The sequence below is a fragment of the Flavobacterium chungangense LMG 26729 genome (assembly GCF_000735715.2).
GTDB classification, from domain to species: domain Bacteria; phylum Bacteroidota; class Bacteroidia; order Flavobacteriales; family Flavobacteriaceae; genus Flavobacterium; species Flavobacterium chungangense.
This window is the reverse complement of the sequence record NZ_JASY01000014.1, coordinates 49,052-71,244: the sequence shown is the minus strand read 5'-3', so window position 1 is coordinate 71,244 and position 22,193 is coordinate 49,052. Positions and strand designations below refer to the sequence as shown.

Below are 22,193 nucleotides of genomic sequence, written 5' to 3'. Positions count from 1 at the left end.
TTCAATATTACACCATCAGTAACTTTCATTAACAAATCTGTAAATATTAAAACCCTAACAAATTGAAAAAACTAATCCTATTTATATCATTTACATTAGTAAACTTTGCATTCGGTCAAACAAATACTGAATTAAACAAAAAAGCAAATGATTGCTTTGAAAAAAAAGATTATCAATGTGCTGAGGCAAATTACCTGATAATGATACAAAATGAAAATGACAAAATAAAAATCGCAAGGTATTATTCTGATCTTGGTACTTGCCAAAGAAGACTTAATAAAAAAAAGGAAGCACTTACATCATACGATTTGGCTATAAAAAACAATCCAAATCTAATTACAGCTTTCACAAACAGAGCGACTCTGAATGAACAGCTTGGTAAAAGTGAAGATGCTTTAAAAGATTATGAAGCAGCTCTAAATTTGGATCCTATTAATGAAACTGCATTATTAAATCGTTCAGTATATTATAAAAAAATAAATAACTTAGAATTAGCATCTAAGGATCTTGAATTATTATTAAAACATGATCCTAACAACTATAAAGCAAAATCAAATTTGGCAAACATTAAAAAACGTCAGGGAAAAGAAAATGAAGCATTAAAGGATTTTAACGAATTAATTTCTGCATATCCACAAGACGCAATATTATTTAACAACAGAGCTGATATTTATCTGAAATTAAAAAAGTTTGATGAAGCTCTGATAGATGTTGATAAAGCAATTTATTTTGACAATAAATATCAAATTGCTTACATAACAAAAGGTGAAATACTTTTAGAACTTAAAAAGGCGGAAGAAGCATGTAAAGAATTTAATAATGCAATAAGTTTAGGATTCAATAGGGAACAGATTGCTGATCTAATGAAAAATTGCAGATAAATTATATTTTATTACCAACGATCAAATGAAACTTAACAAAAATGATATTTTATTTTATATAAGCTTACTACTTGCAGTTTGGTTTGCATGGACAGGAATCATTTGGACATATAATGCAGCACTTTTTATTTCATATCCTATGGGCATAATCAGTTTTATTCTGTGGAGAATAATTAGGAATGAAAATACAAAAAGAACTAAACTTATACCCATTATTTTGACAATCGGTTTAATTCTTTCTTTGTCTGTTTTGCTTTATCTGCTAATATGGGACTAAAAAATTCATGAAGGCATTACAGCTATTGCTACTCACTGATAAATATTAAAACAATAAATTCAAAAAAATCCCAAAATAGATAAAGAGTTTTACTCCCAAAAATCAGATTAAAATCAATATGAACAAACAACATTCTATAGCTTTATTTACCTGTTGGTATGGAGATTACCCTTGGTATTTTCCTTATTTCATCAAGTCTTGTATTCATAATCCAACAATTGATTTCGTAATTGTAACCGAAAATACGCAAGAAATCCCAAATAAACCGTCTAACGTTATCATAATAAACAAATCATTAGATGAATTCAAAGCAGAGGCTGGCAAAAAATTGGGTTTTGACTTAAATTTTGATAACGCTTATAAATTATGTGATTTTAAACCCGTTTGTGGATTGTTATTCCAGGATTTTCTTGAAAAATATGATTTTTGGGGACATGGTGATATTGACATGGTTTATGGCAATATAAGAAGCTTTATCACTCCCGATATTTTAAACAAATATGATCTTATAAGTGCGCACAAGGACTTTATAACCGGTACATTTTGCCTGTATCGTAATAATGATTTAATGAGAACGTTGTTTATGGAAAGCCGGGATTATCAAAAAGTATTTTCTTCACCCGAATGGGTCGGTTTTGATGAATGTAATTCTTTATACGATGAATTGCAAACACCCGGAGTATCTGTTTTTGACTTTCCAAATCATATACAAAGTATGACTTATGTAGTACGCAAAGCTGAATCAGAAGGCAGGATAAAACCCCTTTTTGAATTTTATTTCTATAAAACTATGCATAATAAAATGAGATGGGATAATGGAAAAATAATCTATTCTAACAAGAAAGAGTGCTTATTTTATGATATGATAAAGTATAAAACTGAATGTGAGAATAAGTCAGTAAATTTTCCGATACCTGATGTTTTTTATTTTAATAAAAAGGGTATTAATAAAAATAGTTTTTGGAGACTATTAGGATTAAAAATGATCCGTAAAAAGAAATCATTAAAAAAAGTACAACTTTTTCATAGTTAAAAATGAAACTCTTGTACGGTACTCTATACCATGAGTACCGTACAAGAATTTCATGAATATTGATTGTTAGCCATCGTTAACGTTTATATAGCAACAAAATTCGACGTTTAGTGATTGTTATTGTTTTTTTTATATTCTTAATTTACAACACTTTGACTTAAAAGCATATTTATTTCAAACCTCTGATAATTATATAAGCCAATCCTCCAATTCTGTAAACTGCAGCAACCATAAATCTGTAATTTTAGATTTAAAATAATAAAGTACAGAATTATGGAAAACTTAATTAATCAGGAGAATCTGGAAGATATCAGGGAATTTATTGAAAATAAGATAGCTGATGTACCGGCAAATTATATACTATATGGTGCTATTGGGTCTTTGCTTTTATCCTCCTACCTAAAAAAAATAGGCAAAAATCAGGCTAGTTCAGTAATTGGCAAACTATCGATCCCTATAATAGCAATAGGATTAGCAAAATATAAGGATGTTATAAAATCTGAATTAAAAACTTTAGCAGCTCCACAACCTGGTAATGCGTAACTATTTACTACTTTCCTTATTATATTTTGAAATATAATAAGGAAGTATATTTTTAGTTCTTGAAATAAGCTTCATCAGGAAGTTTCGTTTTTTTCGAAGTATACATCCTTAAAATATATTCAGGGATCTTGTCTTTAAAGATAAAAGCAAAAGAGCAGAAACCCTACAGCTAAAAATGCTTTATGATTTCTGTTCCTGAAAAATAGGATCCCGCTTATTTTAACAGATTTAATAAAAGCTGTTGTCCTATGATATTTGCCTTGTTTTTAGCCGAAACGTTGAAAGTTTTCATAGAGGCGTTTTCGCCATCACCTTCTGCTTTTTTAAGTAGCTCATTTTCTTTTATGCAGCTAAAAACATCCAGTGCACAAAAAATGATTTTTCCGTGTCCGTGCGGCATTACCGTTAACGCTGAATATACTTCCTGCTTATGATCGGATACACAACCAACAACAGTCTCTCCGTTGAACATTCGAAGTCCAACTCGGTTTTTATTGTACGTTGCAAAACACTGATATTCCCAATTGAATACACAGGATTGCGGTAAACCGTCGAACCATTTGGTTTCTTTTACAAAGTAATTCCCTCCGTACCAAGATGTTCCTAATGTCTTGAATCCTCTGTAATCAGCTGCTTCTTTTTTAGCAAAATAGGTCGCCCAGATATCAATATCGTTGATTACGACAATAGTGTTTCCGTTATTCACCCATTCTAAAAGATCCGTAACCAATGGATTTCCGGTCTGTTGTGGCTTAAAGTCTCCTATTACCAAACAATTTCCGGATGGGTTTCCGCTTTTATAATTTTTAAAATTTATTTTTTCCGAATCGAAATACTTCCCTACAATTCCCGTCGTATCGGCAACCATAATGTTAGAGGCAATCTTTTCCTTATTCAGTTTTACAGCAAATAATTCATCGGCTCCGGTGGCTATAACCCTATTGTCTTTCGAAACCAATTCGGCAGTAATCATAGTATATCCTTCTGTTTCTGGAGCAAAATTGTTTTTAGCAGATAATAATTCGCCATAGGTAGTTCCTCCGGTTACAGTTACCGGAATTGTTTTTGTCCAGACTGTTTCTTTTTTGTTATTTGTCGCTTTAACTTTCAAATCAAATGCTCCTTTAATATCTTTTTCGTTCACAATGAAAAAATCCACTACCGTTGTATCTTTTACAGATAAAACTTTGTTTGTCAGTTTTACGGCTACATACAAAGGCTTATTGTAACGGGCAATTAAATCGGCATCACCTTTTAAATTTCTGTAATTATCTACAATACCCGAATGGTTTTCCAGCTTCATGCTTTCCCAGCCGTTTACCGCATAACCATCAATTGTATTGTTTATTCGGACATTCTCAATCGTACGCCCCTGATAATAAAAAGATACATTCCCCATTTGTCTGGTCAGGCTGTCCACGTTTGGAAAAGACTTCTGGAAATCATTTTTCTTTAAGAAAGTGTCATAGGCATCGTACCATTTCAAATAATCGTCACTTTCCCAGCCAATGTTTTTGCTTTTTTTCAGAATTTCGTCCCTGATTAGCTGTAATCGTGGCGGTGTGCCAATTGCGCCTTCTTCTCCGTAATAGACAATTTCTTCTTTGTTGTCTGTGAACTTTGCATACTTTTTAGGATTGCTGTACAAATTATCATGATATACACCCGGGCCTCCGGCATGATGCTGGTCGAACCAACCGCAATTGTAAAACCGATTGCTATAAGGCAGCAAGTGTAATTTAAAACGTGGATCAATTCCTGTTTTTATCGGGCCGTTACTCGAATTGTAGGTCATGATTCTGGTTGGATCCAGTTTGTGTCCCGCAAGCATCTGTAAACTGTCTTTTTTTTGAGGCTCTGCTCCTCTTTCGTTATGCATGTTATAAATTACAAGCGAAGGATGGCTCCTGTCCCGTTTGATCATTCTGAAGAACTTTTCGTCCCGCGCGGCAAAATAAAAATCAGATTGTTTTTTTTCCAGTTCATTTTTAGGATTGAATTGATTGGCCGGATATTGATTTCCTCCGGGCTCCTGATAATACAGTAAGCCCATTTCATCGGCATAATCTAAAACGTTAGTCTGCCCAATAGTTCTGTGAAAATTAAGCATATTCAAACCAACGGCTTTGGCATCTGAAATTTGTTTTTTTGCCAGTTCGTCACTTGGTGCAATTCCGTTTATCGGCCAAAATCCCCATGATATTGCGGTTCTTACGACAATGCGTTTGTTGTTCAGATAAAACTGTTTGTCTCCATTAACTTCTTTGACTTCAAACCAGCGAAAACCAAATTTTTTCTCTGCGACATCTTTTACCTCTTTGTCATTTTTAAGAGAAGCTTTAAAAACATATAAATTAGGATGATCAACGTCCCAAAGGTTTGCATTATCTATTTTTATGGAAAAAGACAGTGGTGTATTATCTCCTGTTACTGCCTCAACAGGAAAGCTTTTTTCCCAAACGGGTTTGCCCGATTTTTTCTCTCTTACTTCTAATAAAACATTTCCTTTAAAAGCTGCTGAAGTGTTGTTTGTTAACGAAATTTCAGCATCAATTTCATTCACATCCGGTTTATTTTTAATAAAAATATCATTTATAAAAACATGATCAGTGGCTACAAGACTTACTTTTCCGGTAATTCCGCCAAATCCGTGCGTAGGATTGGTACGATAGTCTCCCCACATATAATTGGAACTGTCCCTCCAGTCGAAATTCCCGTTTGGATCGGTAATTCGAACCGCTACAGCATTGGATTTTCCTACTGTTACATAATCGGTAATATCTACATCAAAAGGAGTTCCGTTGATTAAATCATATCCTGCCAGTTTTTCGTTTACAAAAACCTCAGCCCTGAAACGAACGCTTTCAAAGTGCAGAACAATTCGTTTCCCTTTCATTGATAACGGCACCTTAACTTCGGTTGTAAACCAAGAAATCCCTAAATAATTACCTGAAACCCCAAAGGCATTTTTATTCCATCCCCAATGAAACTCTTCAACCGTTGCCGGAAGATGTACCGCTTTGCTTTCGCCTTTCTGAAGTGCCTGCCAGCCACCTCGTGGAATATTAACAGGTATTTTTTTGACATCAACTGGCGGAGTAAATAATACATCATTTTGCCATTGTGCCATTGGATCCAGCCAAAGTTTCCAGTTGTTATTAGATATATCCTGCACGATTCGCTTGTTTTGTGCAGAGGTAATAGCGACTACTGAAAAAATAAGTAAAACTGCTACATTTTTAAACATTATAAAATCCTTTCTCATAAATTTCAATTGTTATCTTTTATTTCTTTTTAATGAAAATTATTTTGCCTTAAAAATGTAAATTTCCCCTTTTGCTGTATTAATCGAACTCAGGTTATTTATTTTTTAAAATGAATCTTTCATTCCTAATTCAAATCAAGGATTGAAATACCTTAGCCTTAAAAGCATTTCAACCCCTGACCGAATCAAAAACTATAGTCAGCTATCAAAGAACTATTCTATAAACCATGTTTAGCTTTCCAATTGGTATATTCTGAACCTATTAACCCATTTGGCCAGTTGCCGTACCATGAATATCCTACTCTTCTTTCATTATCAATTTCGGCTAAAGTCTTTTTGGGAATTCCGTCTCGTCCGCAGAATAATGGCAGGTTATTTTCTAAATCATAAAATCTTGCCCAAAGCACACTACCGGGAGAAGAAACAACTATTACATCCTGACCTGAAGCTTGTGAAGAGTCTGTGATTTTTTTAGTAGCTATATCCATAAGTTTAGCGCCATTAAACCAGTCGACAGCATCTTTTACGGCTTGCTTTACTGCGGGAGAAGGCTGTTCTACCAACATTAAAATTCGTACGATACCTACTGATTCTGAGCCACTAAAAGAAGGCAATTCATAAGCTCTGGCTAGTGCCGGTTTTAAGGTTACTTCATCATGTTGTGCACACCAAACCGTCTTTTTGCCTTTGTATGTAATCTGTGTTTGCAATATAATGTCAATTCCTTTGTTGAATGCTGTTGCCGCTTTGTCTTTATAAGCCGGATTTACAAGGTCTAAATTATTTTTGCCTTTAGTAATATCCCACATTAGATTCATCACATTGGCAATTGCCCCATCATTATATGTGATTTGATGCCTGTAGCCACTTTTGTCCGGATAATATTGAGGCCATCCTCCATTAGCATATTGTGCAAGGAATAGCCAGTCAATTGCTTTTTCGGCTGCAGCAAGGTAATTAGGATTTTGGGTTGTTTTGTAATCGGCAAGCAGCCATCTTAATTCTGTTACTATATGCCCGTTATCTATTGTGGTATCGGTATTGTTTTTTGATGCGAGTGCTGCTGCTTTTTGTTCTGTAGTCTGTGCAACGTTATACAGATTTAAATCAGCAACAGCTTTCCCCCAGCCTCCGTTACTCCTTTGCCAGATTAAGATGCTTTCTGCCCTTACCGTTGTAGCATACACAGCAGTAACACCAGTAATCGTTACTTCTATTTGAGCACTTTTTCCGCTTCCGTCAGTCGTTGTTGCCGTTACCGTAAGGTTTCCATTAATTTTAGGAGTCAATAATCCTTCCGGGCTTATAGTAGCTATCGCATCGCTTGAAAGACTCCAGGTTACTGTTTTATTGGTTGCATTTGCAGGAGCAATCTGAGTGGTTAATTGCAAGGGCTGACCATTCGTTATAGTAGCCGGTGTAATAGAAACCGTTTGGATAAATACCGCTGGTTCCGTAATCCCGGAAACAGTATAGATTTTTTCTGCAGTAATGCCCGAACCGTCTTTTGCCGTAGCAGTAACTTTTACAGTCCCATTTTTTATCCCGGTTAATAGCCCGTTTTCTGTAATGAAAGCTATTGTGGGATCAGAAACACTCCATGTTAGCTCTTTATTGATCGCTTCATCAGGAAGCACGATGGCCGTTAGCTGTTTAGGTGTTCCATTTACACTATCACCATTAATTATAATTGTTTTTACCTGTGTTGCTTTTTCAGTTCCATCTGATGAACAGGAGAACAAAAAAACCGAAAAAATTAAAATTATTGCATTCTTCATAAACTATATTATTTTATTAATTCTGAACTATTTTATATTTTGTGAAAACTATTTACCTTCTATCGCAAACTGTCACCATTTATTCCTTAATCAGTTTGATTGTAGAAGTTCCTTTCTCAGATTTTACAGTGATAATATAAACTCCGGCTGCGGCAGCTATAGCCCCAACTTCGGTTTGGTTTTCTCCTTTTCCTGATCCTATTTTTTGTCCTGACAGGTTATGAATGGTGTATGTGAATTTCCCCAAAGCTGTAATAGTAAAAGTCTGACTTGCAGGGTTTGGATACAGAACAGCATTGACTGAAGAGGGTGCGATCGAAAAATCATCATTACCCAGAGTTGCTGTTGTTGTAACTATATTAGGCTGTGTCTGTGCTGCCATATCTACTCCCAAATAAAATCCAGGATGCGGAGGCTGATTGTAACCCGAATTTTGCCAGGCAATTGCTGCTCTGTATTGTGTGTCGTGCATCAAAGTATATAATCTGTTTGTTGTTGGAATGGAGGTAGTGTAAATTCTAATAGAAGTATTATCTGTTTTGCGAAAGATAACTTCTTCACGCCAGTCTCCAAAAATATCCGCACTTAAACATGGTGTAGATTTAGTAGTATTATTGGAAGAATATCCTGTTGCAGTTAGTAAATTAACACTTTTCGAAGTAATGTGGTTCCATTTGTCAATTTTATTCGAATCTAATAATTCCCGAATCAAATCACCATCCCACCATATTGAGAAATTTTGTGAAGGTTTTGAGTTGCTGATAAGATTCCCTTTGCAATCCATTAAATAGTTTACACCACCAGTACTGCCCCAGCATTCATATCCTTTGATAAGTGGGTTAATATCTGCAGCATTGCAGCGGCCTACATCACCTGTTCCGGGTATACCCCAAATAGTACTTCCTGTTTTGGCGTCTAAAAATACAAGACCGTTTGTTTTGTATTTGGCTGGTTCTTCCAGACACTGCCATATTTCCATTCCCGGAAGATCCGGATACATATCGCTCATATGAAGCGCATCGCCATGTCCTAAAGAGTTGGCATATAATTTTGTACCATCATCATTTATAGCACTTGAGCCGTTAAAAATTTCGTCTTTACCATCTGCATCTGAATCACCAACAGTCATTTGGTGATTTCCCATACCAGCATAAGCCGAATTACCGGAAGCAGCACTATCGAAAATCCATCGCTGTGAAAGCGTGTTGTTTCTCCAATCCCAAGCCACACGAACGAGCCTTGTGTAGTAACCACGTCCCATTACCAAACTTGGTTTTGATCCGTCAAGATACGCCACAGCTGCAACAAAACGGTCTACACGGTTTCCATAACTATCTCCCCATGAAGAAACTGTACCACGGGCAGGCAAGTAATTGGTGCTGGCCATTGCTTTTCCGGTTTGCCCGTTAAAAACCGTTAAAAATTCAGGTCCTGTCAAAACAAATCCGAACGATTTACTGGCACTGTCATGAACTCTGTAATCTGCAGTCCCGTCTCCAATAACAACTCCTGTTCCGTCTATGGTTCCATCTGAAGTTCTGCAGGCCAATTCAGCTTTTCCGTCAGAATCTAAATCGTACACCATAAATTGGGTATAATGTGCACCGGCACGGATATTTTTTCCTAAATCAATTCTCCAGAGGCGTGTTCCATCCAATCGATAGCAATCCATATAAACATTACCCGTATAACCCGTTAACGAATTGTCTTTTGAATTGGTTGGATCCCATTTTACAAATATTTCATATTGGCCGTCACCGTCTACATCTCCTACGCTGCAATCGTTTACGTCGTAGGTATAGGCCAGACCATCAGGGGTTGTTCCGCCGGCAGGAACCTGCATGGCAATATCCAAATAAGGGTTTGCCCATACAACAGCAGTTTCTGAATTATTTTCTTCTATTCCGTTTATAACTGCACGTACGGAATAAACTCCATTAGTTGTAACGTTGTGAGTATAGTTAGTTGTGTTTACAAAAGGACTATCTGAAATTTTTACATCATCGCAATATAAATTATAACTCACATCAGTTGGTTCGGTTCCCAGCATTCTCCAGCCAACATATACCTGATTGGCATTTAAACGCATAGCAATTAGACCGTGATTGAGTTTCTCGACGGTTCGCTGGGCATAAATGTGTGTGGTTATTCCAATGAAAAACAGCAATAGAAGAACTGCTTTTTTTAAAAAAAAGTTGGTAGTTTTCGGATTCATACATTATTTGGTCGGTTAGGTTAGTAAATTCAGTCAATGCTAAATTTGAAATTAAAACAGTAATTTAAATATAATTTGACTAAAAGCAAATATAAAATTTCACCCAACTTAACAAGGAGACAAAATGCAATATTTAGGGGTATAAATTGCTATTTTTATTTAAAAGACCTATTTACTTGGTTCGAAATATCAAAAAAAGCTTTAGAAATTTACCCTGCTGTTTTTACTCTGCTTTGGAAACTATATCTTTTTTCTTTACTTCAAACATACGAGTCTGTTCCCGGAATATTTTGCAGGATTTTATACCTTTTCCATAGAAATAGTTTCTTATTATTTACTATATTCGCTACAATCAAATTAGTAGAAAACTACAAGAATACGAACTGTTTTCAACTGTTACATTCAAGTTTAGCAACTATTTTTCGGCATACATTTCAGAAAAATGATTAAAACAAAATTGTTCTTTGAGACTGGTTTTCAAAGTATTTTAATCTGAGACTGAACACATAAATAATTCCCTAATTAATTAATCATGACATTCCTTTTCTTTTTTAGTGCTTTAGGAGCTTTTAATGGGTTTCTGCTTTCATTTTATTTTGCCATAAATGCTAAAAAGAAAATTTTTACAAACTATTTTTTATCCTTGCTATTACTGGTTTTAAGCATTAGAATTGTAAAATCAGTATTTTTCTATTTTAATCCGCATTTATCCAGTATTTTTATTCAGATTGGTCTTTCGGCCTGTATTTTGATTGGTCCATTTCTTTTTTTATACCTGAAATCCTATAGTGATGAAAAACCGAACTGGAAAAAACATATCATACCTTACCTGGCAATAATGACAGCTTTAGGGATTTTTTATCCATATGTCGAACATTTAGAAATCTGGAAATTATTTATTGTTAAAGCAATATATCTTCAATGGTTTATTTACATTGTCTTCTCTTTTAAATATATCGGGCCGATTATTCAAAAAACCAATAAAAAAAGTAGTTTAAAAAAATTAGAAGTCTGGTTTCTAAGCATTTATCTGGGAGTTGCTTTTATCTGTCTTGCTTATATTGTTGCTGCTTATACTTCTTATATAGTAGGTGCTTTATCCTTTACTTTTGTTTTGTACCTGATTATTTTACTTTTAATTTTTAGAAATAGTAATGAATCTACTTTTTTTAATGAAAAAGAAAAATACCAAAACAAAGAAATTGACAAAGCAACACTGCTTCTGATTGACCAAAAAATAGCACTAATAATCGAAAAAGAGTTATTTGTTAATCCAAATTTTAATCTTGAAGAAGCTGCCAAAGAGCTCAAAATAACCAAACATCTTTTATCACAGTATGTAAATGAAATATTAGGCAAATCGTTCTCTAGTCTTATTAAAGAATATAGGGTTGAAAAAGCAAAAAGATTATTAGAAACCGAAAAAAACTATTCAATCGAAAGCTTAGGGTATGATAGCGGCTTCAACTCAAAATCAACATTCTTTACTGCCTTTAAAAAAATAACCGGCTTAACTCCTGCCGAATACCAAAAATCGTACTCCAAATGAGTTCTGTTTTATAAAATCAAACTACTTCATTATAAACTAAAACCTTTAAAATAGCTGACTCCCGGATATTTGCCCTCATTATTAATAATTAATTTTTTAAGATGAGAAACATGTTTTTGTTTATAGCATTCATGCTGAGTACTGCAATAGTGGCACAGGTTAAAATTTCCGGAAAAGTGGTGACGATAGAAAATAATCCTGTAGAATATGCCGAAGTCATTCTTTTTTCAGACAAGTCAGTTCCGCTGATTAATTCCCTGACAAATGAAAAAGGTGAATTTAATATCGAATATCAAAAAGGTATTTATAAATTAGAAATTCGTCAATTTAAAGAAATCTTATACACAAAAAACATTGAATTGAATTCGGATTTTGAAGCAGGAAACATACCTGTAAATACAACAAATACATTAGAAACGGTCGTAATTTCAAAGAAGAAAGAACTCATAGAAAGAAAGGTTGACCGACTTGTTTTTAATTTAGAAAACACAATCAGCGCAGTTGGTGGTGATGCTCTGGAAGCCTTAAAAATTACTCCTGGTGTACAGGTGAGAAATGAAAACATCACTATTGTTGGAAAACAAGCAATAAGAGTTTTGATTGATGACAAAATGCTGGAACTTGGAGAAGAGGATTTGGCGAATTTCTTAAGATCAATTCCCGCTGATAATATCAAAAATATTGAAGTCATTACAACACCACCAGCAAAATATGATGCTGCCGGTGGGAGCGGATTAATTAACATTAAACTGAAAAAATCTCAAAAAGATGCCTGGAGCCTTACTCTGGGAAGTACTTATCTGCATCGATCCAAAGATGATGAGGGATCGGTTACCAGTAATTTTATGTACAATAAGAATAAGTTAAGCCTCAATTCTTCATTAAACTACAGAAACGGCGGAGAGTCTTTTGATTATCAGGATTATATTTACTTTTCTGATGAATTTTGGAACACCAAACAAACCTTTAACAGAGATTACAAAAGGTTAAACGGAGTCCTGGGTATACAGTATGCTGCAACTTCTAAATGGGCTTTTGGCTTTCAGTACATTACAAATCTTAATAAAACAAAAGCTAACAGACCTGCAGGATCATTTGTCTATGAATATCATAACGATGTACCCTTTAAAAATATTACAGCTGCTACAAATTCTAATCAAAAACCTGATTTTCAATCCATAAACTTTTTTAATGAAATTAAACTTGATTCTATTGGAAAGAAAATTATCCTGAATCTGGATTATTTTAATTTTTCAAATAATGATTCGAGACCTTACAGAGGAACTTCGGAAATAAGGGATCCGTATGATATCCAGTATTTTAAAGGAATCAACAATAATATGCAAAGCACTAATAATTATTCTGCTAAAATTGATCTCGAATTACCTGCCAAATTTGCTGATTGGAGTACGGGAGGAAAAATTTCAGTTTCAAATACAGAAAATAATATTGCATCATTCAATAGCGGACTTGTCGATAATCCTGTAACCGATATGCCGCAAATAAGCCATCGATTTGATTATGACGAATATGTTCAGGCGTTGTATTTTTCTGCAAATAAAAAATTTAAAAATTTGGAAGTACAGGCCGGACTGAGGATGGAAGCTACCCAAACAAAATCGCATGATGGAAATTTAAATGCAGTGGTAAATAATGATTACATAAAACTATTTCCTACAATCAATTTATCCTACTCTCCTGCCGAAAATTCTACATACAGATTTAGTTACGGAAAAAGGATAGGACGTCCTAATTTTTCAGAATTGAACCCAAACATAACTTACGTAACCCCATTTTTGAGCGTTGAGGGAAATCCTGTTCTAAGGCCTTATTTTGTAGATAATTTTGAACTGATTTATTCCTATAAAAAATTAGAAAGCAAGCTTTATTACAGTATAGAAAATAATATGTATAACCAAATAGGACTGCCTGATGACAATACTTCTGTTGTTCGCCTGACTAATAGAAATATGTTTAATATAAAAAGATATGGAATTTCAGAACTCTATGTTTTCGATACATTTAGCTGGTGGAGCAGTTACACTACGTTTGTTTTAAATTATTTGACTGCCGAAACTATTAATATACCGGCAAATGGCGTGGATGGTTTTTACTCCAACTTTTCTACCAATAATGATTTTGTTTTAAATAAGGAAAAAACAGTATTGTTAAATTTCAATTTCCAGTGTATGCCTGTAGGCACTTATGGTGTTAACAGGCTTGATTTATCCAGCTCAACTTCTCTTTCTGCCCAATATTTATTACTTAATAAAGATTTAAAAATTACCCTGAAAGCGAATGATATTTTTAAGACAGACAAAATGAGGTTTAATTCAACTGTTAATGGGATATATCGTGATTCTAACTATTATTTTGATACCCAATACCTGCAATTGTCTTTCAACTATAAGCTTGGAAGCAATAAAGTAAGTGTTGCAAAAAGAAGAACCGGAAATGAAGAGGAAAGAGTGAGAACAGGAGTTTGATAATGATATGCCTTTCTCCTAATTAACAAATGATGGATTCATAATAAAATAAGATCCCTCGTTTTAAAAATGGTATCTAATCCTCCAAATAAACTTTATTGGTTTACTGGAGGAAAATTTTATAATGACAAACAAAACAGATGATCTGATGACTTTTGAATTCTCAAACATTATTACAAATATACAGCAGTTACAAAAGATTTAAGATTAAACTAAACCAATATTCCAATCTCACGTAAGAGCTTTTAGCAGACATTTATCCTATTATTTCTGCAGTCAGAATTTGACACAATAGTTTTGTTGATGATTCAATTTTAACTTTAAAACTTATGTAGAAAATTAAGAATGTAGCCGGTAATAATATTATAAAAAAATTCCAGGTAAAAAAGCTGCTAATTGGTTTTATAAAAAGAAATATTGCAAAAGCTAAATTCAAAATTATAATTATAAACATTGGAAGTTTTAGATAGTCTTGCACTTTAAATTTTAAATTAACTAAACTATAGTTTTCATGCTTTTCTATCTTTCCATTGATTTCTGGACGTAATTGATTTCTGGATCCATAATCAAAAGTTGGAAATATTTGAAATTCGGAATTGTATATCTTACCTTCGAATTTGTATTTTTTTCCAGAGTTTGTATGAAATTTTTCTGTCACAATATTTAGTTTGTCAATAACTTCAGTAACTCCTAAATCGGTTTTAATATTTTATTAAATGTCATGTTTAATTTATGTTTATGAATATGGTTACTGACTAATGTTCAATTCATTCAAAACTACTTTTAAATATTATTGTAACCCGGTTGGGTGAAATTAAAAATAAGTGTCTGGCTGAGTCCATTCGTCTTCGCTCAGGATAAACCTAGTCGAAGCCCTTTCGTATTCAAAAGCCTTCGACTCCGCTCAGGATGACATCAATGCCTTAAGTTATAAAATGATGTTTTACTCACGATTTTATACTTTTTTTAGTTAAATCAATTTTTTTAATCAATTTCACACAACGGGTTATTGTAATAATTTATTTTGTTACTCCAATTATCACTCCGAAATTACCATCTGTTTGTATCCAGTTTTTTTCTGGTAAATAAGTTCGTGAAACAAATCCATCCAAATATAAGGCATTTAAACAACCTAGTTTTTTAAAGTATTCTGCAAACTGATAGAAATTTATTTCCTTTTTGGACATTGCAAATACTATTTCGTTGTTTGGGAGAATTCCAACACCATTTCGAATATTTAAGTTTGTCGAATTTTCTTTAAAAGCGGGGTGAATTTTTCCGTTAATTACTAACATTGGTCCTGATTGCGTGGCATATTTTATTTTACTATTATCTGTAAAATCATTTGTTAAGCAAATAATTGGTGTATTGTTAGTTGTTATGTAGAAAACTCCATTTGGTTTAAGATAAAAATTCCCCCCACTTTGAGTTGTATCGATTTCAACTTTCTTAACCTTATTCTCAATGTAGAGCCCTTGTGGTGAGCTGTCTTTTTTATACATTCCTCCGTTGGTTGCAAAAACAAGTTCTCTTTTTTGTTTTGTCAATTCAACCTTTAGATTTTCAGCATTTTTAAAATTTTCATCTTCCTGGTTTTTCCAATAAAATTCAACTTTTAGTTTTTTTGGATTAACGGTATAGCTAATGAAACGTTCATCATCATTTTTTAGCTCTTTAGATTGTACAAAAAAGCCAACTGAAGTGAACAAAATTATAATTAATACTATGACAGCTTGTTTTCTCTTCATTTTTTTAGCATTTGGAAAAGCTTCCTGCAACAAATTTGATAACTAATTAAAATTTAATTTCGGCTGTGAAACTTAATTTTTGACAGTTGAATTCATAATTTTGATTGTTTTTGAAATATCGATGAAGTCTTTCATGTATTTATTTTTTTCGTCTTCATCAATTGTATTCAGCACCACAATAACAATAGTTGTTTTACATTCTATGACTAATGTAATTTGCTGGCTTTTGTCTAAATAATCATATGTTATAACCTTATATTTTCCGGTTAAAAAATTATCTTTATGAATATTCTCGAATTTTAATTCCTGCTCTCCAATTTTTACTCCTTTATTGTTTTCTTTTTGATATTGGTTTTCAATTTCAATCCAATTATCAATTTCAGGTGCGGTTTCATAATCGTTACCAAAAACATAAATATAAGTTTTATCACTTACATTTTTTTCATCAGGGACAATAAAAAAAGGAACAGGACCATCCTGAACCTGAATCCAGTTTTTAGGCATATCTACCAATAAAGTATGCTTTTTTGATACAATCATTTTAGTTTGAGCTTTTGAATAATTAATGCTCATTACAAGTATAAATAGAATAAAGTATCTTTTACTTTTCATTATGGTTGTTATTATATTAGGTTGTCTTAAGTTTTCTGTTAAAATTTGTGTTGCTGTACAAGATCACAAGTTGTGGTTATGGTTTCTTGCACAATCTATTTTTGTCTTTATAACTCAATTATTTTTTATAAATATTTTTTACTCAAAAAATCAGCAAGCCGTTTTATACTGACTAATCTTGACTAATCAAGAATGTTGGCTGTATTTTTATTCAGACAGCAATTTATAAAATTCAGAATTATTTTGAATTTCAGCAATTATTTGCCCTCTCTCTTGTTCGTTCATCATTCCGCCTAATCTCCAGTAACTTAATTCAATTTTTCTATTTAAGAAATTTATGTAGTAATAAGTATATTCATTTTTATTTCTGGTTTCTTTTGTAACTGCAACATTTTTAAAAGAATTTTCTAATTGGGCTTTTAAATCTTCTTTTTTGTGGTTTTTCAGCAAAGCATTGAATGTAATATTTACAAGTTCAGAATTACTTGCTAAACCATTTTCAATAATGTTTGGTATTAAAATATCATAAGCTTTCTCTTCTTCATTTAGACCTAAATAACATTTAGAGTACATTTGCGCCATATAAATTTCTTCTGCAGCGAATTCATTTCCGCAAAAATGGCGATATGGATATTTTTTAGTTAAATCAAGGTAAGTTATTGCGCCTTGAAAATTTTTATTTTTTATCTCTAAATCAGCAAGTATTTTGCAAGCTCTGTTTTTATAATTTGCATAGGGCTCTCCCATTAATCCTGAGCCAATTCCACCTTTTTCTTTGTCATTTGCTTCACTTTCTAAGACTTTTAAAAAAGTGTTTTTAGCATTCTTGTAATCCTCAAGTTCAAATTCTGCAAATCCTTTGTTATTTAAAGCCCTGAAAATAAGTTTTGATTTTGGATATTCTACTATTAATTCTGTGTAGTTTTTAATTACTTTATTTAGAATTTTTTCTTTGATTTCAATAGAAAATTTCTGTTTTATTTTTTCGTCCTTATCTATGCCAACCGTGTCTTTTGCACTTACAATTTGATATAATTCATCATGCAATAGTTCTTGTATTGCTACTGTTTTCTCAAATAAAATTAAATCTTCATTTAAGCTCTTTTTCTGTCCAAAACTAATTGATGAAAATAAAAGCAAGATTGTAATTAAAATATTTTTCATGATTTTGAAATTTTGAAATAGCATTATCAACGGTTCACAACTATCTACTGCTTATGGAAATAAAAACGAAGTTATGGAAAAAACTCTTTCCCATAAAAACAAAGCCAGCAATTTGAGGAAGTTGCTGACAGCAATTGTTGTGTTCTTTCGACAAACTTTTCATACATGGTGACATATCCATATTGATTTAATGATCACTATCGCCGTACACCTAAGACATTTCTGCCACTTATTTATATTACACATATACACCCAATTTTAGGTAGATTGGCGCAGTTGTAGTACATTATTATTTTCCGAATATAATAAAATTATTTTCACAAATCATCTATAGCGTATTTTGGTTGTCCTTAAATTCTCCAAGGCTCAACTGCCATTTTTAAAATCATAAAACCTATAATAGTCAGCAATAAAAAAAAATGCACGAAAAATATATCTTCGTGCATTTTTAGGTCCCTACCGTATATTTTATTTTTTAAAATTAGAGTTTAATTCCTTCATTCCCTGAAAAACTAATCTGGCTACCTCAACTCCTCCTTTGGTTTGAAAATGAGTGTTGTCTTTCTGGCCTTCCGGATAGGCTTCATATACGCCTGCGGGTAAATTCATGAAGTAGTTTTCAGTAACGTAAGGCTGTCCTTTTTTGGTAAAAAATTCTCTTGAAGCTTTGTTTAAATCTATTAAAGAAACCTTCATCTCTGTGGCAACATCTTTGGGTGCTTTATCATATTCGCCATGAGCATTGTTTAAAACATTGTCTTTCCATGGGAAATTCCTTGCTACAGGAGTCAGGATAATAGGATACGCTCCTTTTTCTCTTGCCTGCGATACAAAAAGCCTTAAAAACTCTTTGTACCCTTCAACATCTACATATCTTTCTGTTTTATCTACAGCTCCGTCATTATGTCCAAACTGCATGATAACTACATCTCCTTTTTTAAGGTTTTCATATACGGATCTCCAGCGTCCTTCCTGAAAAAATGTTCTGGTGCTTCTTCCTCCTCTTGCCCGGTCATCTACAAAAACACTATCTGTTTTTATTAAATTCTTTACTTGTTTTAAACTGTCTTTCGCAAAAAATTGTTGAAAAACCTGTCCCCAGCCAGTCACCGGATATCTCGTTTTCATATAATCTTTTCCCGGTTCATAATTATTGGCATAATCTGCCATAGTCGAATCTCCGATTAGATAAACGGTTGTTATATTGGATTTTTTTGTTGTAAAAGCCATAATCATAAGGCTGGCAGCAATGCAAAAAATTGAAACTGTAAATTTTGAATTCATTATTTATTTAAGTTTTTAATTAAAAAATCATAGATATAATTGACCGTAGGATCAACCCAGGGTTCAAACAGCCAGAAGGGATGCATTTTTACATCAAATTTATGAACTTCGGTATAAATTCCCCATTCTTTCATCATCCCGACTAACTCGTCCTGACCTGCATGAAATCTCGAAAATCCACTGTTAATGAATAAAACGGGACAGGACTTTTCGTTTGCCCAAAAAATACCGGAAGCGTCTTTCCAGATTTCGGGCTTTTCATAAAATGTACCTCCCAGCCATTCTACATCCGGAGAATTTGGTTTTCTGTTTAAATTTAGAGACGATGGTGCCATAAAATCGACTACCCCGTCAATATCAACAATAGCCTGAATTTCACTTGAAAAACCTAAATTTCCATGATCGCCTTCTTTAGATTGCACCCCATTTGTTAGTCCGACCAACATTGCCAGCTGTCCACCAGCCGAACAGCCGGAAATAGCAATTTTATTAGAATCAATATGGTACTTTTCTGCATTTGCCCGCATCCATCTGACAGCCGATTTGATATTGAAAACAGCTGCCGGATATTTTGCTTCCATCGAAAGCTGATATTCTACACATACTGTTACTATGCCTTTAGCAGCTAATTTTTGTGCCATCGGAATTTGTAATGATTTATCTCCCGATCGCCATCCTCCGCCATGAACCATAATTAAAGCAGGATATTTTCCTGATTTCTTTGGAGAGAAAACATCGACATGCAAATCCCTGTCTCCAAAAGGAGTGTTTTTTAATGTGGTGTAAATAACCTGTCGGTGTTCTGCAACTCCTGCCGGTAAGATATCTTTAGCTACTTTGATATCCGGAAAATGCCTGAGGTTCTTCTTAAACTCATTTGCTGCAGTAAAAGAAGTATCTCTTGGAATAGCACTAACTGTCTTTTGTGCCCAAATTTGGAAACACAGAAAAAAATTTAGAACGAAAATGATTTTATCAAATCTCATTTTTTGCTTATTAAATAATGTAATCAAAATCAATAATAGGATTGAACTTCAAATATACTGACAGTAATCAATTTATTCTTTGATAAACTTCGTTGTTTTAATTTTACCATTATCCAATATAATTTGTATAAAATAGTAACCCACAGAAAATCCTTCAACATTAATGGTTTGTTGAGTTGAATCATTCCCTTTCATCTCTTTTATTTTTGCACCGGAAAGATTATAAATTACAATTTTTTCAATCCCTGTATCAGTACTCACTGTAAAATCATTTCCTTTTACCGGGTTTGGATAAAAAGAAAATTTATTAGTAAAATTTACATCCTTCACTGATAAATTACATGATGTTGGAACTCCAGTCGTTGTATTGATGCCGCTTATTGTGTTGCTTCCGTTTACTGTTTCTGCTTTATAAGGAATAATCGCATCACCATTAGGAATACTAATAGAAGAGCAGTTTTGGAATACAAGCCCTGTTACAAAATTGACAACCATTCCCTTCTTTGCGCTAATCTTCACATTATCGAAAACAACATTGGTGATAAGGGATTCCGGCAAACCATAAAGTACTCCAGCGTTGGCCGAATTGTTTACGGTAATATTTTTGAACGTAATATTTTTCCAGGTTGGTGTTGTACTTGTAACTGTTCCGGGAGTTAATGTTGATGGTGACGCTGTAGGCTCTTTTGGATACCAACTTGTAATTGCAAACGGAGTCGATACATTTTCCATCGTAACATTCGAATAGTAAAATGTAGTTTCATTTCCCCCACGATCAATAGCTGATTTTAGGCGGAATCCGTTGGAAGTGCCATTAAAACTGCAATTATCGACAAAAACATTGTTTACATTAGAAGTGTAGCTTCCCACCGAAACACCGTGACCCTCACCAAAAGCACAATTTTTAATTTTAATATTCTGAGAATTGGCATCTACTGCCACATCATCGTCACCCACAGAGAATTTACAGTTCAGCACATCCAATCCGTCCCAGTACCATACATCCAGCGCATCTGTATTTGGAGCAGTTTCCGGTGCAATAACTGTTACATTTTTGATTGTTCCGTTTCCACCACGGCCACTGCCACTTTTTCCCATGGTAAGACTAACATTTGGGGCGTTGTGTACTTTAATATCAGAAATTAAAACCTTATTACAGGCCTTAAAACGTATTATCCCCGGACGACCGATACCAGTAGCATCAAAGGCTGTCCACCAGGCGCTGCCGTCTCCTTCTATAGTTCCTCCTCCGGTTATGGCAATATTGGTAAGGTTTTCTCCATAAATAAAGGTTGTATAACTATCCGTTGTTCCACTGTTTGGATAAGAACCGGCAGGAGATCCATTTCCGTTTCCGTAAGGCATCAACTGTAGGGTCGCACCTGCCGAAATATAAAGATTAACATTGCTTTTCATCGTAATGGGGCCACTAAAAAAAGGTGAAGCAGCGGCAGGAATGACAACAGTTCCCCCTCCTGCAGCGTTTGCAGCAATAATGGCTGCATTTATAGCCGCTGCATTATCAAGATTGGAAGTGCTTCCCCCATATATTGCCTCGGTAATCACATATTGAGTGGCAGGTATGTTAGGCAGGATTTGTGTAGTGGCGGCATCAGGAAAAGTCTCTGCCACAAATTGTGCAACACGGGTGGTATTTGCGGTCATAGCAAACGTAATTGTTCTATTTGTCGAAACAAGAGTTCCGTTACCATCTACCCATTTTGAAAAAACATATCCATATTCTGGATTTGCCGTCAAACTTATCAGGGTTCCTTCTGCATATTGGGTACCGGATAGATTCCCAATTATTGCTCCCGATGAAGCAGGACTCACATTGGTTGTCAAACTATACATGGTAACACTGGGGTCATTGGTCACTTTTTCAAAATAATCAAAATTACCTACATAGTTATTTCCTGATACAGGTTTAAATACAAAATACAAATCATGTGTACCTGCCGTTTGGCTTATTGCAGCAGAAACAATTTGATAAGTTGTCCAATTTGACGTCGAAGTCGCATTAACACTGGCTGTACCAATCAGAGTACCAGCAACTGCATCTATTCTTATTTCAACAGTCCCGGCCAAAGTGCCAACTGTTGGTGATCCGGTTTGCGTTTTACTGGCAGCTGCGATATCAAAACGGGTATCATATTGACTAAAAACATGTCCTGCGAATTTAACCCAATATCCATTTTTGCAACTTCCGATATTCTTACCTCCGGAGAGAGCCGCATTAGTTTCTGTGGATACACCATTGTAGGCGCTATAGTTTTCTGCTTCAATACGCTGAATTGTTTGCGAAAATCCTGTTAATGAATAGAGTACCAGTAATAAGGAAATAAAATATTGTTTTTTCATATTTAAATTTT

At 33.9% G+C, this 22,193-nt stretch carries 14 protein-coding genes; 5 read left to right on the top strand and 9 right to left on the bottom strand.

Annotated elements, in window-relative coordinates; genetic code table 11:
- The first annotated feature begins 62 nt into the window (after positions 1 to 62).
- The 3 genes from JE46_RS18920 to JE46_RS18905 all read left to right on the top strand — a co-directional run bounded on the left by JE46_RS18920 (position 63) and on the right by JE46_RS18905 (position 2,734).
- A complete protein-coding gene (locus JE46_RS18920; protein WP_031456849.1) occupies positions 63 to 881 on the top strand; it encodes a tetratricopeptide repeat protein in 819 nt (272 codons plus the stop codon).
- Between the two features lie 395 nt (positions 882 to 1,276).
- Positions 1,277 to 2,191, top strand: coding sequence for a DUF6625 family protein (locus tag JE46_RS18910; RefSeq protein WP_051872931.1), 915 nt, complete (start codon positions 1,277 to 1,279; stop codon positions 2,189 to 2,191).
- A 273-nt stretch (positions 2,192 to 2,464) separates the two neighbouring features.
- Positions 2,465 to 2,734, top strand: a complete 270-nt coding sequence (locus JE46_RS18905; protein ID WP_031456846.1) for a hypothetical protein — start codon at positions 2,465 to 2,467, stop codon at positions 2,732 to 2,734.
- 214 nt (positions 2,735 to 2,948) lie between these two features.
- Here the strand turns inward: JE46_RS18905 and JE46_RS18900 are convergent, their stop codons facing one another.
- From JE46_RS18900 to JE46_RS18890, 3 genes are all read right to left on the bottom strand, one after another.
- Positions 2,949 to 5,999 (bottom strand): glycoside hydrolase family 2 protein, encoded by a 3,051-nt coding sequence (locus JE46_RS18900; RefSeq protein ID WP_031456845.1) that lies wholly within the window; start codon positions 5,997 to 5,999, stop codon positions 2,949 to 2,951.
- 218 nt (positions 6,000 to 6,217) lie between these two features.
- Positions 6,218 to 7,777 carry a pectate lyase gene (pelA, locus tag JE46_RS18895; protein WP_051872930.1) on the bottom strand — a complete coding sequence of 520 codons (1,560 nt, stop codon included), beginning with the start codon at positions 7,775 to 7,777 and terminating at the stop codon, positions 6,218 to 6,220.
- A 79-nt stretch (positions 7,778 to 7,856) separates the two neighbouring features.
- Positions 7,857 to 9,992: a rhamnogalacturonan lyase family protein gene (locus JE46_RS18890; protein ID WP_083480908.1), complete on the bottom strand. Its 2,136-nt coding sequence runs from the start codon at positions 9,990 to 9,992 to the stop codon at positions 7,857 to 7,859.
- Positions 9,993 to 10,524: 532 nt separating this feature from the next.
- On the opposite strand from JE46_RS18890, the gene JE46_RS18885 reads away from it, so the two are divergent.
- Both JE46_RS18885 and JE46_RS18880 read left to right on the top strand, forming a co-directional pair.
- A complete protein-coding gene (locus JE46_RS18885) occupies positions 10,525 to 11,541 on the top strand; it encodes a helix-turn-helix domain-containing protein (protein ID WP_031456843.1) in 1,017 nt (338 codons plus the stop codon).
- A 101-nt stretch (positions 11,542 to 11,642) separates the two neighbouring features.
- Positions 11,643 to 14,027: a TonB-dependent receptor gene (locus JE46_RS18880; RefSeq protein WP_031456842.1), complete on the top strand. Its 2,385-nt coding sequence runs from the start codon at positions 11,643 to 11,645 to the stop codon at positions 14,025 to 14,027.
- 1,019 nt (positions 14,028 to 15,046) lie between these two features.
- Here JE46_RS18880 and JE46_RS18870 read toward each other — a convergent pair.
- The 6 genes from JE46_RS18870 to JE46_RS18840 form a co-directional block, all read right to left on the bottom strand.
- Positions 15,047 to 15,775, bottom strand: coding sequence for a phosphodiester glycosidase family protein (locus tag JE46_RS18870; RefSeq protein ID WP_031456840.1), 729 nt, complete (start codon positions 15,773 to 15,775; stop codon positions 15,047 to 15,049).
- 72 nt (positions 15,776 to 15,847) lie between these two features.
- Positions 15,848 to 16,315 (bottom strand): hypothetical protein, encoded by a 468-nt coding sequence (locus JE46_RS18865; RefSeq protein ID WP_123921988.1) that lies wholly within the window; start codon positions 16,313 to 16,315, stop codon positions 15,848 to 15,850.
- Positions 16,316 to 16,594: 279 nt separating this feature from the next.
- A complete protein-coding gene (locus JE46_RS18855; protein WP_031456837.1) occupies positions 16,595 to 17,551 on the bottom strand; it encodes a tetratricopeptide repeat protein in 957 nt (318 codons plus the stop codon).
- Positions 17,552 to 18,019: 468 nt separating this feature from the next.
- The gene (locus tag JE46_RS18850; RefSeq protein WP_031456836.1) at positions 18,020 to 18,835 is read right to left on the bottom strand and encodes a rhamnogalacturonan acetylesterase; all 816 of its coding nucleotides are present in this window, start codon (positions 18,833 to 18,835) and stop codon (positions 18,020 to 18,022) included.
- On the bottom strand, positions 18,835 to 19,821 hold the full coding sequence (locus JE46_RS18845; RefSeq protein WP_031456835.1) for an alpha/beta hydrolase: 987 nt from the start codon (positions 19,819 to 19,821) through the stop codon (positions 18,835 to 18,837). Before JE46_RS18845 ends, JE46_RS18850 begins: the two co-directional genes overlap by 1 nt.
- A gap of 72 nt (positions 19,822 to 19,893) precedes the next feature.
- Positions 19,894 to 22,182: a glycosyl hydrolase family 28 protein gene (locus JE46_RS18840; RefSeq protein ID WP_031456834.1), complete on the bottom strand. Its 2,289-nt coding sequence runs from the start codon at positions 22,180 to 22,182 to the stop codon at positions 19,894 to 19,896.
- Positions 22,183 to 22,193: the final 11 nt, after the last annotated feature.

Bases quoted from the DNA above. Each gene is read 5' to 3' on its own strand.
- JE46_RS18910 (WP_051872931.1), top strand. From the start codon at position 1,277: ATGAACAAACAACATTCTATAGCTTTATTTACCTGTTGGTATGGAGAT.
- JE46_RS18905 (WP_031456846.1), top strand. From the start codon at position 2,465: ATGGAAAACTTAATTAATCAGGAGAATCTGGAAGATATCAGGGAATTT.
- JE46_RS18900 (WP_031456845.1), bottom strand. From the start codon at position 5,999: ATGAGAAAGGATTTTATAATGTTTAAAAATGTAGCAGTTTTACTTATT.
- pelA (WP_051872930.1), bottom strand. From the start codon at position 7,777: ATGAAGAATGCAATAATTTTAATTTTTTCGGTTTTTTTGTTCTCCTGT.
- JE46_RS18890 (WP_083480908.1), bottom strand. From the start codon at position 9,992: ATGAATCCGAAAACTACCAACTTTTTTTTAAAAAAAGCAGTTCTTCTA.
- JE46_RS18885 (WP_031456843.1), top strand. From the start codon at position 10,525: ATGACATTCCTTTTCTTTTTTAGTGCTTTAGGAGCTTTTAATGGGTTT.
- JE46_RS18880 (WP_031456842.1), top strand. From the start codon at position 11,643: ATGAGAAACATGTTTTTGTTTATAGCATTCATGCTGAGTACTGCAATA.
- JE46_RS18870 (WP_031456840.1), bottom strand. From the start codon at position 15,775: ATGAAGAGAAAACAAGCTGTCATAGTATTAATTATAATTTTGTTCACT.
- JE46_RS18865 (WP_123921988.1), bottom strand. From the start codon at position 16,315: ATGATTGTATCAAAAAAGCATACTTTATTGGTAGATATGCCTAAAAAC.
- JE46_RS18855 (WP_031456837.1), bottom strand. From the start codon at position 17,551: ATGAAAAATATTTTAATTACAATCTTGCTTTTATTTTCATCAATTAGT.
- JE46_RS18850 (WP_031456836.1), bottom strand. From the start codon at position 18,835: ATGAATTCAAAATTTACAGTTTCAATTTTTTGCATTGCTGCCAGCCTT.
- JE46_RS18845 (WP_031456835.1), bottom strand. From the start codon at position 19,821: ATGAGATTTGATAAAATCATTTTCGTTCTAAATTTTTTTCTGTGTTTC.
- JE46_RS18840 (WP_031456834.1), bottom strand. From the start codon at position 22,182: ATGAAAAAACAATATTTTATTTCCTTATTACTGGTACTCTATTCATTA.